The 15,663-nt window shown below is 71.8% G+C and carries 18 protein-coding genes; 8 read left to right on the forward strand and 10 right to left on the reverse strand.

The genetic code is table 11. The annotated features are described in order from the left end of the window. Positions 1-43: 43 nt before the first annotated feature. A complete protein-coding gene (locus ACIGW2_RS12635) occupies positions 44-358 on the reverse strand; it encodes a hypothetical protein (RefSeq protein WP_356062215.1) in 315 nt (104 codons plus the stop codon). A 286-nt stretch (positions 359-644) separates the two neighbouring features. Here ACIGW2_RS12635 and rpsF point away from each other — a divergent pair, with 286 nt between their 5' ends. From rpsF to rplI, 4 genes are all read left to right on the forward strand, one after another. Beyond that, entirely contained in the window at positions 645-935 is a 291-nt protein-coding gene (rpsF, locus tag ACIGW2_RS12640) for a 30S ribosomal protein S6 (protein ID WP_004950685.1), read from the forward strand. A gap of 72 nt (positions 936-1,007) precedes the next feature. Continuing rightward, positions 1,008-1,586, forward strand: a complete 579-nt coding sequence (locus ACIGW2_RS12645; protein WP_361578672.1) for a single-stranded DNA-binding protein — start codon at positions 1,008-1,010, stop codon at positions 1,584-1,586. A 58-nt stretch (positions 1,587-1,644) separates the two neighbouring features. Continuing rightward, positions 1,645-1,881 (forward strand): 30S ribosomal protein S18, encoded by a 237-nt coding sequence (gene rpsR, locus ACIGW2_RS12650; RefSeq protein ID WP_128983236.1) that lies wholly within the window; start codon positions 1,645-1,647, stop codon positions 1,879-1,881. A gap of 18 nt (positions 1,882-1,899) precedes the next feature. After that, positions 1,900-2,346: a 50S ribosomal protein L9 gene (gene rplI / locus ACIGW2_RS12655; protein ID WP_356062221.1), complete on the forward strand. Its 447-nt coding sequence runs from the start codon at positions 1,900-1,902 to the stop codon at positions 2,344-2,346. Positions 2,347-2,488: 142 nt separating this feature from the next. Here the strand turns inward: rplI and ACIGW2_RS12660 are convergent, their stop codons facing one another. Then, entirely contained in the window at positions 2,489-3,826 is a 1,338-nt protein-coding gene (locus ACIGW2_RS12660) for an MATE family efflux transporter (protein ID WP_399843241.1), read from the reverse strand. A gap of 424 nt (positions 3,827-4,250) precedes the next feature. Between ACIGW2_RS12660 and dnaB the strand changes: the two genes are divergently transcribed. Continuing rightward, a complete protein-coding gene (gene dnaB, locus ACIGW2_RS12665; protein ID WP_361578678.1) occupies positions 4,251-5,732 on the forward strand; it encodes a replicative DNA helicase in 1,482 nt (493 codons plus the stop codon). Between the two features lie 48 nt (positions 5,733-5,780). Here dnaB and ACIGW2_RS12670 read toward each other — a convergent pair whose 3' ends face one another. Next, positions 5,781-6,590 carry an alpha/beta fold hydrolase gene (locus ACIGW2_RS12670; protein ID WP_399843244.1) on the reverse strand — a complete coding sequence of 270 codons (810 nt, stop codon included), beginning with the start codon at positions 6,588-6,590 and terminating at the stop codon, positions 5,781-5,783. Between the two features lie 170 nt (positions 6,591-6,760). On the opposite strand from ACIGW2_RS12670, the gene ACIGW2_RS12675 reads away from it, so the two are divergent. Further along, positions 6,761-8,146 (forward strand): serine hydrolase domain-containing protein, encoded by a 1,386-nt coding sequence (locus tag ACIGW2_RS12675; protein WP_391653982.1) that lies wholly within the window; start codon positions 6,761-6,763, stop codon positions 8,144-8,146. Between the two features lie 45 nt (positions 8,147-8,191). On the opposite strand, the gene ACIGW2_RS12680 is transcribed toward ACIGW2_RS12675, so the two are convergent. The 4 genes from ACIGW2_RS12680 to ACIGW2_RS12695 form a co-directional block, all read right to left on the reverse strand. After that, entirely contained in the window at positions 8,192-8,644 is a 453-nt protein-coding gene (locus tag ACIGW2_RS12680) for a GNAT family N-acetyltransferase (protein WP_399843247.1), read from the reverse strand. Positions 8,645-8,672: 28 nt separating this feature from the next. Next, positions 8,673-9,131, reverse strand: coding sequence for a MarR family transcriptional regulator (locus ACIGW2_RS12685; RefSeq protein WP_361578696.1), 459 nt, complete (start codon positions 9,129-9,131; stop codon positions 8,673-8,675). Between the two features lie 139 nt (positions 9,132-9,270). After that, positions 9,271-10,134 (reverse strand): GNAT family N-acetyltransferase, encoded by an 864-nt coding sequence (locus ACIGW2_RS12690; RefSeq protein WP_391655947.1) that lies wholly within the window; start codon positions 10,132-10,134, stop codon positions 9,271-9,273. Positions 10,135-10,176: 42 nt separating this feature from the next. After that, complete coding sequence (locus tag ACIGW2_RS12695) at positions 10,177-10,710, reverse strand: DUF2269 domain-containing protein (protein ID WP_391655946.1); 534 nt, start codon at positions 10,708-10,710, stop codon at positions 10,177-10,179. Positions 10,711-10,787: 77 nt separating this feature from the next. Between ACIGW2_RS12695 and ACIGW2_RS12700 the strand changes: the two genes are divergently transcribed. Both ACIGW2_RS12700 and ACIGW2_RS12705 read left to right on the forward strand, forming a co-directional pair. Beyond that, positions 10,788-11,441: an HAD family hydrolase gene (locus ACIGW2_RS12700; protein ID WP_399843252.1), complete on the forward strand. Its 654-nt coding sequence runs from the start codon at positions 10,788-10,790 to the stop codon at positions 11,439-11,441. Positions 11,442-11,504: 63 nt separating this feature from the next. Next, complete coding sequence (locus tag ACIGW2_RS12705; RefSeq protein WP_391655964.1) at positions 11,505-12,812, forward strand: globin domain-containing protein; 1,308 nt, start codon at positions 11,505-11,507, stop codon at positions 12,810-12,812. A 32-nt stretch (positions 12,813-12,844) separates the two neighbouring features. Here ACIGW2_RS12705 and ACIGW2_RS12710 read toward each other — a convergent pair whose 3' ends face one another. The 3 genes from ACIGW2_RS12710 to ACIGW2_RS12720 form a co-directional block, all read right to left on the reverse strand. Further along, positions 12,845-13,324: an NUDIX domain-containing protein gene (locus tag ACIGW2_RS12710; RefSeq protein ID WP_391655944.1), complete on the reverse strand. Its 480-nt coding sequence runs from the start codon at positions 13,322-13,324 to the stop codon at positions 12,845-12,847. A gap of 52 nt (positions 13,325-13,376) precedes the next feature. After that, positions 13,377-14,273 carry a LysR family transcriptional regulator gene (locus ACIGW2_RS12715; RefSeq protein ID WP_399843254.1) on the reverse strand — a complete coding sequence of 299 codons (897 nt, stop codon included), beginning with the start codon at positions 14,271-14,273 and terminating at the stop codon, positions 13,377-13,379. Between the two features lie 201 nt (positions 14,274-14,474). Then, positions 14,475-15,650, reverse strand: a complete 1,176-nt coding sequence (locus tag ACIGW2_RS12720) for a cystathionine gamma-lyase (protein ID WP_399843256.1) — start codon at positions 15,648-15,650, stop codon at positions 14,475-14,477. Positions 15,651-15,663: the final 13 nt, after the last annotated feature.

Here is a 15,663-nt window from a genome sequence, read left to right on the forward strand (position 1 = left end):
AATGTGCCTGTGGGGCCTTCCGGCCCATGTGACGGGCATGCGGCTAGCTGATCACTCCGCCGAAGAGGCCGCCGTGGGCCATGCCGAGGTAGAAGCCCACGCCCGCGGCGCCGAGTCCGACGACGAGCGCGAAGCGCTCGCGGGTGGTGGCGGAGATGAACTGTCCGTAGGCCCCGGTGAGGATGCCGATCAGTCCGGTCCAGGACGCCAGCAGGTGCAGGTTGTCGAAGAAGCCCGTGACGAAGGAGAGGACGCCGAGCGCCAGCGTGACGGCGACCAGGGTGTCCTGGAGCGGGTGGGGCTTGCCGTCCGTGGCGAAGAGGGAGTGGCCGGGGTCGGGTCGCATTGCCTGTGCCATGGGGGCACCTCCTGGCGTGCCGTCCGGAAGGCGGCGCCTTGTGACGCCGCCCACATCCGCTGTGTACAGATTGCGTCCCCTCACCGCCGGATTTCAACCGCAGGGTGATGTGCGGGTACTCTGTACGGTCTGCACCGGTGTCTGCCCAGGTCCGGCCTGGATCCGCCGGCAGCCCCTCGTTCGGCGAGGGGGACTGTCAGTGGCGGCGGATACCGTTGCGCACGCATCACGACCCTCCTGCCACGGAACGACCGTGGCCGCTGAGTCCAAAGGAGGTGGGTTCCACATGCGTCACTACGAGGTGATGGTCATCCTCGACCCCGATCTCGAGGAGCGCGCTGTCTCCCCGCTGATCGAGAACTTCCTCTCCGTCGTCCGTGAGGGCAACGGAAAGGTCGAGAAGGTCGACACCTGGGGCCGTCGTCGTCTCGCCTACGAGATCAAGAAGAAGCCCGAGGGCATCTACTCGGTCATCGACCTGCAGGCCGAGCCTGCGGTCGTCAAGGAGCTCGACCGCCAGATGAACCTGAACGAGTCGGTCCTCCGGACCAAGGTCCTCCGCCCCGAGACCCACTGAGCCCAGGCTCAGGAGTTCTCGGGTCCGAGTAGCAATAAGCAGCCGTAAGCAATCCCGCCGAGAGGTTCACCCATGGCAGGCGAGACCGTCATCACGGTCGTCGGCAACCTTGTCGAAGACCCCGAGCTGCGCTTCACCCCGTCCGGTGCGGCGGTCGCGAAGTTCCGCGTCGCGTCCACTCCCCGCACCTTCGACCGGCAGACCAATGAGTGGAAGGACGGCGAGAGCCTGTTCCTGACCTGCTCGGTCTGGCGCCAGGCGGCGGAGAACGTCGCCGAGTCGCTGCAGAAGGGCATGCGCGTCGTCGTGCAGGGCCGTCTGAAGCAGCGGTCCTACGAGGACCGCGAGGGCGTCAAGCGCACGGTCTTCGAGCTGGATGTCGAGGAAGTCGGCCCCAGCCTGAGGAACGCGACGGCCAAGGTCACCCGCACCACCGGTCGCGGTGGTCAGGGCGGCTACGGCGGTGGTGGCCAGCAGGGTGGCGGCGGCGGTGGCTGGGGTGGCAACTCCGGCGGTGGCCAGCAGGGCGGCGGAGCTCCCTCCGACGACCCGTGGGCCTCCAGCGCTCCGTCCGGCGGCCAGCAGGGCGGCGGCGGTGGCGGCTGGGGTGGCAACTCCGGCGGCGGCTACTCGGACGAGCCTCCCTTCTAGGGCCTGCGCCCCGGAAGCAGCTCGTACCCCCACTTCTTGATCACACAGGAGAAACACCATGGCGAAGCCGCCTGTGCGCAAGCCTAAGAAGAAGGTCTGCGCGTTCTGCAAGGACAAGGTCGCGTACGTCGACTACAAGGACACGAACATGCTGCGGAAGTTCATTTCCGACCGCGGCAAGATCCGTGCCCGTCGCGTGACCGGCAACTGCACGCAGCACCAGCGTGACGTCGCCACGGCCGTCAAGAACAGCCGTGAGATGGCGCTGCTGCCCTACACGTCCACCGCGCGCTAAGGGAAGGGTGACCGAATAATGAAGATCATCCTCACCCACGAGGTGTCCGGCCTCGGTGCCGCCGGCGACGTCGTCGACGTCAAGGACGGCTACGCTCGCAACTACCTGGTCCCGCGCGGTTTCGCGATCCGCTGGACCAAGGGTGGCGAGAAGGACGTGGCGCAGATCCGCCGCGCCCGCAAGATCCACGAGATCGCGACCATCGAGCAGGCCAACGAGATCAAGGCCCAGCTCGAGGGCACGAAGGTGCGCCTGGCCGTTCGCTCCGGCGACGCCGGCCGTCTCTTCGGCTCCGTGACCCCGGCCGACATCGCCGCCGCGATCAAGACCGCCGGTGGCCCGGAGGTCGACAAGCGTCGCGTCGAGCTCGGTGCGCCGATCAAGACCCTGGGCTCGCACCAGGTGTCCGTGCGTCTGCACCCCGAGGTCGCCGCGAAGCTCGGCGTCGAGGTCGTCGCCGCGTAACGCTGCCCCTGGCAGTTCGCGCTCAGCAGTACGGAAGGGCCCGCACCCCTCGGGGTGCGGGCCCTTCCGCTGCTCTCCGCCCTCCGCAGGGGGTCGCGGGGTCTGTTTCACGTGAAACATCCGGTTTCACGTGAAACAACGCTCAGCGGGTGGCGCCCGTGACGAGCCAGCGGCCGGAGCGCTCCCGGAACCACAGGGTGGCCATGCGGACGATCATCATCAGCGTCATCGCTCCCCACAGCGCCGTCAGCCCGCCGCCCAGCGTCGGCACCAGGAGCGCGACGGGGGCGAAGACGGCGAGGGTCAGCAGCATGGCCCAGGCGAGGTAGGGGCCGTCGCCCGCGCCCATCAGGACGCCGTCGAGGACGAAGACGACCCCGGAGATCGGCTGCGAGAGCGCCACGACGAGCAGCGCGGGGAGCAGGGTGTCCTGGACCGCGGTGTCGCCGGTGAAGAGGGGGACGAAGAGCGGTCGGGTGACGACCAGCAGCACGCCGAGGACGATCCCGGAGACCACGCCCCACTGGACCATGCGGCGGCAGACCTGTCGGGCGCCGTCGGCGTCCTCGGCCCCGAGGTAGCGCCCGATGATGGCCTGCCCGGCGATGGCGATCGCGTCGAGGGCGAAGGCCATCAGGCTCCACAGGGACAGGATGATCTGGTGGGCGGCGACTTCGGCATCCCCGAGGCGGGCGGCGACGGCGGTGGCGATCATCAGCACGGCGCGCAGCGAGAGCGTACGGACGAGGAGCGGGGCGCCGGCCGTCGCCGAGGCCCGGATGCCGGCCGCGTCGGGGCGCAGCGAGGCACCGTGCCGGCGGGCGCCGCGGACGACGACGAAGAGGTATGCGGCGGCCATGCCGAACTGGGCGATGACCGTGCCCCAGGCGGAGCCGGCGATGCCGAGCCCGGCACCGTAGACCAGACCGAGATTGAGGGCGCCGTTGGCCGCGAAGCCGGCGATGGCGACGTACAGCGGTGTGCGGGTGTCCTGGAGTCCGCGCAGGACGCCGGTGGCGGCGAGGACGACCAGCATCGCGGGGATGCCGAGGCTGGAGATCCGCAGATAGGTGGTGGCGTAGGGGGCGGCGGTGTCGGAGGCGCCGAAGACGTCGACGAGCCAGGGTGCGGCGGGCAGGGTGAGGGCGACCACGGCGGCGCCGAGGAGCAGGGCGAGCCAGATGCCGTCGACGCCCTGGCGGATGGCGGCCCTGAGGTCGCCGGCGCCGACCCGGCGGGCGACGGCCGCGGTGGTGGCGTAGGCGAGGAAGACGAACACGCTCACGGCGGTGGCGAGGAGCGCCGAGGCGATGGCGAGTCCGGCGAGCTGGGGGGTGCCGAGGTGGCCGACGATGGCACTGTCGACCATGAGGAAGAGGGGCTCGGCGACGAGTGCGCCGAAGGCCGGGACGGCGAGCGAGACGATCTCTCGGTCGTGTTGGCGTCGAACGGCCTTGGGGGTCGCGGGAGCCTGGTGCATGGCCTCAATCTAATCGTCCACAGGTAAGAGATGCAATGCCTTGCTGACCCTTACTTTTGGAGCGAGCGGCCCTTCGGCTGTGCGCCGTTTGTTCTGATCTTGATCCAGGGGGAAAAGTTTTTCTCCCCCACAGCCGGTGGATGGAAAAGTCGCAGGTCAGCGGCGTTTGGGCGGAGGGGTTATGAGTTTGTCCACACGGCTGTCCCCCGGTCCGTGCACAGGTTCCGGGGAGTTCTCCACAGCATCTGGGCCTTCACCCACAGGGCCTGTGGATAACCAGATTGGCTGACGGTGCCCGCGGCCCTACCGTGGACCGGCACCCGACGCGCCAGAAGCGGAGCCAAAGCCCCTTTTTTGTCTGAGCCGTGGCGTAAGAAAGAGGGGCACGGCGAGGTCCGCGGAGCGGACGGGAGGAGGTGGCTTGGTGAGCATGCCCGAGCCCATGGACGATCCCTGGGCCGACAGCGGACCCGGCGACCGGCTCCCGACGCGCACCCGCGAGCGCGGTGGCCGCGGACGCGGCCGGGAGGACCAGCACGAGCGCGGCAGTGAGGGCGGCGGCTGGGACAGCGGGATCTCCGCCTTCGAGCGGGTCCCCCCGCAGGACCTGGACGCCGAGCAGTCCGTCCTCGGCGGCATGCTGCTGTCCAAGGACGCCATCGCCGACGTCGTCGAGATCATCAAGGGCCACGACTTCTACAAGCCGGCCCACGAGACGATCTACGCCGCCATCCTCGACCTCTACGCGAAGGGCGAGCCCGCCGACCCCATCACCGTCGGCGCCGAGCTCACCAAGCGCGGCGAGATCACCCGCGTCGGCGGCGCCTCCTATCTGCACACGCTCGTGCAGTCGGTGCCGACCGCGGCCAACGCCTCGTACTACGCGGAGATCGTCCACGAGCGGGCCGTGCTGCGCCGCCTCGTGGAGGCCGGCACCAAGATCACGCAGATGGGATACGCGGCCGACGGCGACGTCGACGAGATCGTCAACCGCGCCCAGGCGGAGATCTACCAGGTCACCGAGCAGCGCACGACCGAGGACTACCTGCCGCTCGGCGACATCATGGAGGGCGCGCTCGACGAGATCGAGGCGATCGGCTCCCGCAGCGGCGAGATGACCGGTGTCCCCACCGGCTTCACCGACCTCGACGCGCTCACCAACGGACTGCACCCCGGCCAGATGATCATCATCGCGGCCCGCCCCGCCATGGGTAAGTCCACGCTCGCGCTGGACTTCGCGCGCGCCGCCTCGATCAAGAACAACCTGCCCAGCGTCATCTTCTCGCTCGAAATGGGCCGCAACGAGATCGCGATGCGTCTGCTCTCGGCCGAGGCCCGGGTGGCGCTGCACCACATGCGCTCCGGCACCATGACCGACGAGGACTGGACCCGGCTCGCCCGCCGGATGCCGGACGTCTCGCAGGCCCCGCTCTACATCGACGACTCGCCGAACCTGTCGATGATGGAGATCCGGGCCAAGTGCCGCCGGCTCAAGCAACGGGCCGGGCTCAAGCTCGTCATCATCGACTACCTCCAGCTGATGCAGTCCGGCGGCGCCAAGCGCGCCGAGAGCCGCCAGCAGGAGGTCTCCGACATGTCGCGAAACCTCAAGCTCCTCGCCAAGGAGCTGGAGCTGCCGGTGATCGCCCTCTCCCAGCTGAACCGTGGCCCCGAGCAGCGCACCGACAAGAAGCCGATGGTCTCCGACCTCCGCGAGTCCGGCTCCATCGAGCAGGACGCCGACATGGTCATCCTGCTGCACCGCGAGGACGCATACGAGAAGGAGTCCCCGCGCGCCGGCGAGGCCGACATCATCGTCGGCAAGCACCGTAACGGTCCGACGGCGACCATCACCGTGGCCTTCCAGGGCCACTACTCCCGCTTCGTGGACATGGCCCAGACCTGATCCCGGTCCGTAGGGCGGGCTCCACCGCCCCGGGCGGGGCGACGGGTGTCAGCGCCCCGTCGTGGCGAAGCGCAGCAGCAACTCGGCGGTCGCCTCCGGTGCTTCGAGCATGGGGAAGTGGCCGACGTCGGGCAGCTGCTCGACCCGCGCGGTCGGCACCGTCTCGTAGTGGTGCGCCGAAGACGGGTCCCAGCGGGGGTCCGCCGCGCCGAAGATCACCAGGACCGGGACGTCGAGCGCGGTCAGGCGCTCGGGGACGCTCCGCTCGGCGATGTACGCGGTGTTGTCGCGCAGCACCGTCCTGAAGGTGCGGTAGCTGATGCCCCGCACGTCGGCGACCAGGGCGTTCGGGACGTCCACCGGGCGCCTGCACACCGCGGTCACGCCCCGGCGGAGCATCGCGTCGGAACGGACCCTCCAGAGAAGCGGGCCGAGCGGCGGGTCGAGCAGGGCCCGAAGGAGGGCGGGCTGCGGAAGGAGCGCGTCGGGACTCGGGCCACTGCTGATCAGGGCGAGCGAACCCACGAGGTCCGGGCGCCGTTCGGCGAGGGCGGTGGCGATGTACCCGCCGCTGGAGTGCCCGGCCACGGTGACCGGACGGACGCCCAGCTCATCGAGGGCTTCGGCCAGCCTGGCCGCCTGCTCGGACACGTCGTACGACGGCGCGGGCGGCGACTGGCCGTGGCCCGGGAGGTCGATCCGGATGACGTGGTACCGGTCGGCCAGCGCCGGGATGACCGGGTCCCAGGAGCTGCCCGAGGCCCCCGATCCATGGATGAGCACGAGCGGCGGCGCTTCCCGCGGGCCGTCGTGGACCACGTGTATCCCGTGCACGTGCTTGCCGTCGTGGAGAGTCATGCCCGGGAGGATGCCGGTGCCGCCGGCCCGCGGTCTTGTACAAATGTCGCCCCGCGGTCAGGCCCCGCCCCGGCCACGCGGCCCGAGCCCGCCTGTGAACACGGCCAGCGAGATCGCCGAGCACTACCTCCGCACCACCACCGGCGGGGGAAGCACGGCATGATCGCCGTATGACCTCATCCTTCGAAGCCCTGCTGCCCTCCACCGAACGCGCCCTGCTGCACCGGGTGGCCGTCGCCCAGAGCGAGGGCCGCGCGCCCTCGTTCGTCGCCGGTGTCGCGCGGGACGGAGCGATGGTGTGGAGCGGTGCGCGCAGCTGTGTCGACGGGCACGCGCCGGACACCGGGACCCAGTACCGGATCGGTTCGATCACCAAGGTGTTCACCGCGGTGCTCGTGATGCGACTGCGGGACGAGGGCTTGCTCGGCCTGGAGGACCCGCTGGAGAAGCACCTTCCGGGCACCGGGGTGGGCGAGGTGACGATCGCCCAGCTCCTGGGCCACACCGCGGGACTCGCCGCCGAGACCCCGTCGCCCTGGTGGGAGCGGACGCCGGGATCGCTCCGGCCGGAGCTGGCCGACGTGCTGGGGGAGCGGCCGACGGTGCACCCGGTGGGCCGGCTGCACCACTACTCCAACCCCGGCTACACGCTGCTCGGTTCGCTGGTGGAGGCGGTGCGCGGGGTCTCCTGGGAGGAGGCGCTGGCCACCGAGATCCTGGAGCCGCTGGGGCTCGACCGGACGAGCTGCCGGCCGGTCGCGCCGCACGCCGGCGGCTTCGCGGTGCACCCGTGGGCGGACGTGATGATGCCCGAACCCGCCGAGGACCTGGGGCTGATGGCGCCGGCCGGGCAGCTCTGGTCGACGGTCGGGGACCTGTGCCGGTTCGCCGTCTTCCTCGCCGAGGGCGACGACCGGGTGCTGAGCGCGGACACGGTCGCGGAGATGCGCGTTCCGGCCGCGCCGGCCTCGGCCACCGACGGCAAGGCGGGGTACGGCCTGGGGCTCCAGCTGGTGCACTCGGAGCGCGGGCTGCTGTTCGGGCACACCGGCTCGCTGCCCGGCTTCGTCGCCGGCCTGTGGGTGAGCGTCGAGGACGGGGTGGCCGCCGTGGCCCTCGCCAACGCCACCAGCGGGCCGCTCCCCGCCACCGTGGCCGCCGAGCTCATCGGGATCGTCGCCGAGGCGGAGCCGCGCCTGCCGAAGCCCTGGCGGCCCGTTCCCGCGGCCGAGGTGGACGAGGAGCTGCTCGCCCTCACCGGTCCCTGGTACTGGGGCACGTACGCCTACGGGCTGCGCCTCGGCGCCGGGCGGGCCCTGACGCTGGAGCCGCTCAAGGGCGCCGGCCGGCGGGCGAGCTTCCGGGCACTGCCCGACGGCAGCGGCTGGATCGGTCTCGACGGCTACTACCAGGGGGAGACCCTGAGGGTGGTGCGGCGCCCGGACGGTTCGGTGAGCCACCTCGACCTGGGGTCCTTCGTCTTCACCCGGGAGCCCTATGAGCAGGGAGACGCGGTGCCCGGTGGTGTGGTCGAGGGGGCCTGGCGGGGCCTCTGAGCGGCGCCGACGGGCGGTGTTTCACGTGAAACACCGCCCGCCGGTTCACAGGCTCAGCTTGAAGCCGATGTGCGAGGGCTCGAAGCCGAGTCGCTCGTAGAAGCGGTGGGCATCGGTGCGGGTGACGTCGGAGGTCAGCTGCACCAGCCCGCAGTCCTGCCGGCGGGACTCCTCGATCGCCCACTCGATGAGCCGGCCGCCGAGACCGCCGCCGCGTTCCTCGGCGTGGATGCGGACGCCTTCGATGATCGAGCGGGTGGTGCCCCGGCGGGAGAGCCCGGGGATGATCGTGAGCTGGAGGGTGCCGACGACCCGGCCCTCGCGTTCGGCGACGACCAGGTGCTGGTGGGGGTCCCCGGCCAGCCGGTCGAAGGCGGTGGTGTACGGCGTGAGGTCGTCGGGCGACTCGCGCTGGGCGCCCAGCGGGTCGTCCGCGAGCATCGCGACGATGGCGGGCAGGTCGTCCCGCAGGGCGGGCCGGATCTCAAGATCGCTCATACGGGCAGGCTACGCGCCGCCCGCGGGCTCAGGCAGGGACGCCGAGGCCCTCGACGACCCGCACCAGCGGGGCCAGCTCCGGGTTCAGGGCAGCGGCGTCCAGGGCCTCGCGCAGCGCGGCGTCATTGGTCGGGCGGGCCTCGTCCAGGAGCTTCTGGCCGGCCTCGGTGACATCGGTGTAGATGCCGCGCCGGTCGGTGGCGCAGAGGTAGCGGGTGAGCAGGCCGCGGTCCTCCAGCCGGGTCACGAGCCGGGTGGTCGCGCTCTGGCTGAGCACCACGGCGTCGGCCACCTGCTTCATCTGGAGGTGGCCGCCGGGCCCGTCGTGCTGGCGGCTGAGGACGTCGAGGAGCGAGAACTCGCGGACGCTGAGCCCGTGCCCGGCCTCGAGGGCGCGCTCGATGTGCGACTCGATCCGTCCGTGCAGGAGGGAGAGAGCGCACCAGCCCTGGGAGAGGGCCGTCAGGGCGGGGTCCGTCGCGGTCATGTGCGCTCCTCGCTTCCTCGGTCTGTCCTGGATGTTTCCGGCCCGGAGGGGTCCCGGTTCCTTTATCAGGGTAATGGAAGGACCGCAAAAAGCCGCGTGTGCAATTAATCGGGCGACGGACCCCCTCGGGGCCCGGGGCTCAGCCGGCCGCGACGGTGAGCGGGGCGAAGCGCCGGTTTCCGTCGCCCGGCAGGGCGGCGTGCGAGCGGAGCATGACGGCGTTGGTGGCGATGTGCTCCAGGCCGTTCGCCTTCAGCCAGGTCAGCAGTTCGGTGTGGCCGGTGTCGACGTCGGTGCGCAGCGGGCGGTCGGTGGCGGTGGCCAGCGAGGCGATCAGGGCCTGTGCGGTGCCGGGGTCGCGGGCGATCACGGGGCCGACGACATGGGTGTCCATGTTGGGCCAGAGGCCGGCGAAGCCGGTGATCTCGCCGTCCTGCTCGGCGACCCGCAGGTGGTCGGCGAAGGCCGGGAGCCGGGTGATGAGGTGGGTGCGGTCGGCGCCGAAGATCTCGTGGTCGAGGCGCAGCACGTCCTGGAGGTCCTCGGCGGTGGCGGGCCGGACGGTGCGCCCGGGCGCGGGCTCGGCCGCGGTGAAGTGGCCCCGGAGCATCTCGGAGCGCCCGATCTCGGTGAAGCCCAGCTCCTCGTAGAGCGGCTGTCCGTTGCTCGTGGCGTAGAGGCTGAGCGGGGTGTCGCCGGCCTCCGCGAGGACATGGCGCATGAGACGGCGGCCGACGCCCTGGCGGGCGTACCGCTCGGCGACGAGGACCATGCCGATGGCGGCGAGCCCGGGACCGTACGAGGTGACCACGCAGGCCGCGAGCAGTCCCTTGCCGGACGGGTCGTCGATGCCGTGTCCCACCCCGGCGGCGAGCAGCAGGCCCCACTTGTGTTCCTCGCGGGGCCAGCCCCGGTTCTCGGAGAGGTCGGCGCACGCGAGGAGGTCTTCGGGGCCGAGGCGTCGGATCGGGAGCCGGTCGAGCGGGGGGTGAGAGAGGGGCATGGTGATCAGGCTGTCCGACCAGGTCGGGACCCGTCCACCGCTTTACGGGAACTCGCCCTGACGAGCCGCGGCCCGCGCCCGTGGGGCCCGGCCCTTCGCCGATTCCCGCAGCCTGCGGCCGCGCCGGGTCAGCCCCCAGGGCTTCAGCACGGAGACGGCCGTCATGAAGAGGTAGGCCGTCGTGGAGACCACCGGGGCCGCCACCAGGCTGCTGTCCGGGACTCCCTCGGCCGCCGCGTGGGCGATCTCCGGACGCAGCGCGAAGATCGTCGCGGCGGCGGTGGCCAGGGTGAGCCAGAACTTGATCCACACCCAGCGATGCCGGGCGAGACCCCAGGGGGTGCCGAGCGAGAGCACGAGGCCGCTGCCGAGGGTCGCCAGGGCGACCGGGGCCAGGAGCCAGTCCGCGAAGACCTTCATGGCCCGGTAGGAGGCCTGGGTGAGGGTCGGATCCTGAGTGGTGTACGCGGTGAGACCGAGGGTGAGCAGCCCCAGGCTGAGGCCGAGCCAGGCCACGGAGACCGCCACATGGACGACGAGGAGTGCCCGTCGAACGGGCCGCTGGAGATGTTTCACGTGAAACACCGTGCCGAAGAGCGGGGGTGTCCCGCGTCTACCCGGGGGAGTAAGCCGGCGTACTAGCCTCGGCGTACATGACGACTCTGAGCGGCCGGCGGCGGCTGCATCTCTTCGACCTCGACGGCACGCTGATCCGTGGCTCGGCGGCCGCGGTGGAGATCTCCCGGCAACTCGGTCTCGACCGGGAGATCGCCCAGCTGGAGCAGGACTTCCTGCTGCGGGGGCTCACCCCGGACGAGTTCGCCGTCCAGGCCCACGCCCTCTGGTCGGAACTCACCTCCGACCAGGTGACCGCTGCCTTCGAGCAGGCGCCCTGGCTCACGGGCATCAGGGAGGTCTGGGCCGAGATCCGCGCCGAGGGCGGTCACTGCGCGGTCATCTCGCTCTCGCCGGACTTCTTCGTCGAGCGGCTGCTCGACTGGGGCGCCGACGCGGCCCACGGCTCCCGCTGGCCCTCCGTGCCCTTCACCGAGCCGATCCACCGCCCGGGCATCCTCGACGCCTCGGCGAAGGTGCGGATCGCCGGGGAACTCTGCGCGCGCTTCGGGGTCGAACCGGCCGACTGCGTGGCGTACGGCGACTCGATGTCCGACGCGGAGCTGTTCGCGATCGTGCCCGAGACGGTGGCCGTGAACGCCGACCACCACCTGGCCGGACTGGCCCGGCACAGCTACACGGGAGGCGATCTGCGCGAGGCCTACGGACTGGTCCGAAAGAGCGCAGCCTAGCCCTCCGCGCGGGGCGAATCACCGGGAATCCCACTTTCTGTCCGTCCTCCCCCTCGGACTGCCATTCTGCGAACACAGCGGCCGACTAGCGGGGAGGCAAGGATCATGACGGATGCTCCGGCTGCGGCCACGGGTGCGCCGCCCCGGATCGCGGCCGTGCCACCGGCGCCTGAGGAAACGTTCAGTGAGCCGCCGGAGTCGGTACAGGGGGCCTCGGAGAAGGCGACCGACGGTCCGGCGGACGGCGCGGTCGGGGACGGTACGGCCGTGGGCGACGCGGCCCTCGTCCGGCGCACGCTCGCCGCGATCGCGCCGACGGCGGACCGGGTCACCTCGTACTTCTACGCACTGCTCTTCACCCGCCATCCCGACCTGCGGGCGATGTTCCCCGCCGCCATGGACACCCAGCGGGACCGGCTCCTCAAGGCGCTGCTCACGGCCGCCGACCTCATGGACGACGTTCCGGTGCTCACCGACTACCTGAGCAACCTCGGACGCGGGCACCGGAAGTACGGCACGCGCGCCGAGCACTACCCGGCCGTCGGGGAGGCGCTGATCGGCGCTCTGGAGCGGTACGCCGGCAGCGGCTGGGACGCGGAGACCGAGGCGGCCTGGGTGCGGACGTACACGACGATCTCGCAGATCATGATCGACGCCGCCGCCGAGAACGAGAGCCACGCGCCGGCCTGGTGGCAGGCCGAGGTGGTCAGCCACGACCTGCGGACCCCCGACGTCGCCGTGCTCACGCTCCGGCCCGACCTGCCGTATCCCTTCCTGGCCGGGCAGTACACGACCCTGGAGACGCCCTGGTGGCCCCGGATCTGGCGGCACTACTCCTTCGCCTCCGCACCCCGCCCGGACGGACTGCTCACCCTGCACGTGAAGGCCGTGCCGGCCGGCTGGGTGTCCAACGCCCTGGTGCACCGGGCCCGCCCCGGGGACGTGCTGCGGCTCGGCCCGCCCGCGGGCTCGATGACCGTCGACCACTCCACCGACAACGGCCTGCTCTGCCTCGGCGGGGGCACCGGGATCGCGCCGATCAAGGCGCTGGTCGAGGACGTGGCCGAGCACGGTGACCGGCGCCCGGTCGAGGTCTTCTACGGCGCCCGCAGCGGCCACGACCTCTACGACATCGACACGATGATGCGGCTCCAGCAGACCTTCCCCTGGCTCGCCGTCCGCCCGGTCACCGAGGCCGAGGGCCGGCTGCCGGACGCGGTGCGCCGCTACGGCCCCTGGGCCGAGTACGACGCCTATCTCTCGGGGCCGCCCGGCATGATCCGCAGCGGGCTCGACGCGCTGAAGGGCGTGGGCATCCCCACCGACCGGATCCGCCACGACTATCTCGGGGAGGTCGCCCGCGCCTCGTAGGGACCGCCCGGCGACCGAGGGGCCCGGGGGACTCAGCCCAGGTCGGGGGCGTGCATGGCGCGGACGCCCTCGATGTTGCCGTCCAGGTAGTGGCGCAGCGAGAGCGGGACGAGGTGGACGGCGGCGATGCCGACGCGGCTGAACGGGACCCGGACGATCTCGTACTCGCCGAGCGGTGCGTCGACCTCGGGGCCGTGCCGCTGCGAGGTGTCCATGGACTCCAGACGGCACACGAAGAAGTGCTGGACCTTCACCCCGGAGACCCCGCCGTCCACGATGTGCTCGACGGTGTCGACGAAGCAGGGGACCACGTCGACGATCTTGGCGCCGAGCTCCTCGTGGACCTCGCGGTGCAGGGCCTCGACCACGGTCGCGTCGGTGGGCTCGACCCCGCCGCCGGGCGTCACCCAGTAGGGATCCATGCCCGGCTTGGTGCGCTTGATCAGGATCAGGTCGTCCCCGTCGAGCAGGATGGCGCGTGCGGTGCGCTTGACCACGGGTCGTTCGGTCATGGGAAGAAAATGGCCCGTACCCGCTGTCCTGAAACGCGCGTCGCCGCGAAACTCACCAGTCCCCCGCGGCCCGCAGCAGCCGCTCGTGGGCCCGGGAGAGGTGCGGGAGGGCGAGCGTGCCGGTGCGGACCACCAGGAAGTAGGTGCGCAGCGGTGGCACCGCAGGTTCGAGCAGCGCCACGAGCCGGCCGCGCGCCAGCTCCTCCTCGCACAGATAGCGGGGCAGCACGGCGAGGCCCGCGCCGGAGGTGGCGGACTCCCGGACGGCCCGCAGGTCGGGGGCGATCACGGCGGCGGTGCCGGGCGGCTCGGAGTCGAAGACGGCTGCCCAGTAGCGGGCCACGAAGGGCAGCGACTCGTGCACCTCGACCACCGGCAGCTGCTCCAGGACCACGGCGCCCTTGCACCGCAGCAGGTCGGGGGAGAGCCGGTCGGCCCAGCGCGGGGCCGCGACCAGGACGTGCTCCTCGTCGCAGAGCGGGGTGGCGGTGAAGAGGCCGCCCCGGGGCCGGGCCACCGCGACGGCCAGGTCGTGGTGGCCGGCGGCGAGCCCGTCGAGGACCTCCTCCGCGTTGCCCACGAGCGAGGAGCGGACCGCGAGGCCCTGGGCGACCAGCGGGGTCAGGGCGGGCAGCACCCGGGCCGCGGTGAACTCGGGCGGCCCGGCGATGTGCAGGGTGCGCACCCCGGTGCGCTCGTCGAGCCCCGTCTCGGTGATCTCGACCAGGGCGTCCAGGTGCGGGGCGGCACGGTGGGCGAGCTCGTCGCCGATGGTGGTGGGGACGACCCCACGGGCCCGTCTGAGGAACAGCGGCCGGCCGAGCTGGCGCTCCAGGCTGCGGATCTGGCTGGTGACGGCCGGCTGGGAGAGGCCGAGGAGCGCGGCGGCGCGGGTGAAGGAGCCGGCCCGGTGCACCGTGACGAAGGTGCGCAGCAGGGTCAGATCCATGTCCTCACCCTCCCGGCGCCCGTGTCCGTTCGACGTGAACCGTCCAAATATAAATAATTCGATAGGTCGCTGTCGCTAGCGTGATTGGACACTGACACAGAGTCAATTAGCCTTGTTCGGGCGGGTGTCCGTGAGGCACCCGGCCGGGGGACGGGGGCGTTCCGAGCCACGAGGGGGGAGGCTCGGAGCGCCCCTGACGCGTCAGCCCAGCGCCTTGGCCGTCTCGTCGAGCGCCCGCAGGACGTCCGCGATCAGGTCCTCGGGGTCCTCCGCGCCGACCGAGAAGCGGACGAAGCCCTCCGGGACGGCGTCGCCGCCCCAGCGCCCGCGCCGCTCGGCGGTGGACCGCACGCCGCCGAAGCTGGTCGCCTCCTCGACCAGGTGCAGGGCGCTCAGGAAGTGCTCGGCCCAGGCGCGGTCCGGCAGTTCGAAGGAGACGACGGAGCCGAAGCGCCGCATCTGGCGGGCGGCCACCTCGTGCGAGGGGTCGTCGGGCAGCCCCGGATAGCGCAGCCCGGAGACGTGCGCGTGGCCCGTGAGGGCCCGGGCGAGGGCGAGCGCCGTGCCGCACTGGCGGTCGATCCGCAGCTGGAGGGTGGCCAGCGAGCGGTGCGCGAGCCAGGCCTCCATGGGGCCGGGAATCGCGCCGACGATCTTGCGCCAGCGCCGCACCTCGGCGGCCCGCTCGGCGTCGCGGCAGCTGACGTGCCCGAGCAGGAGGTCGCCGTGGCCGGTCATGCCCTTGGTGTCGCTGGCCACCGAGAAGTCGGCGCCGAGTGCGAGCGGGCGCTGACCGAGCGGGGTGGCCAGGGTGTTGTCGACGGCGACCAGTGCCCCGGCCTCGTGGGCGGCGGCCACCATGCGCCGCAGGTCGCACACGTCGAGCCCGGGGTTGGACGGGGTCTCGATCCACAGCAGCTTCGCCCCGGCCAGGACCGACAGCTGGGCGTCGCCGCCGGTCGGCGCCGAGCGCACCTCGACGCCGTAGGCCCGCAGCTGCTCGTGTGCCAGCGGCAGGGCCTGGTAGCCGTCGGACGGGACGACGACCACGTCGCCGGCCTTGAGCTGGGAGAAGAGGACGGCGGAGATGGCGGCCATGCCGGAGGAGAAGACCAGCGTCTCGACGCCGCTCTCCCCCGGCGCCTCAAGGGCGCCGATGGCGCGTTCCAGATGGGTCCAGGTCGGGTTCTCGTCGCGGCCGTAGGTGTACGGGCCGGTCGGCTCGCCGGGCAGGTGGAAGTGGGCGGCGAAGACCGGGCCGGGCAGGGTGGGCTCGTACTTCACGGGCTCGGGCAGCCCCGCCCGTACCGCGAGGGTGCCGTCCCCGATCGGGGCCGTCGGCTCCCGACCGGGGTCGTCGTGTGCGTCGCCAGTCATGACGTCAGCTCCC

Origin of the sequence: Streptomyces sp. NPDC053541 (assembly GCF_044544705.1) — a bacterium.
Lineage (GTDB): Bacteria > Actinomycetota > Actinomycetes > Streptomycetales > Streptomycetaceae > Streptomyces.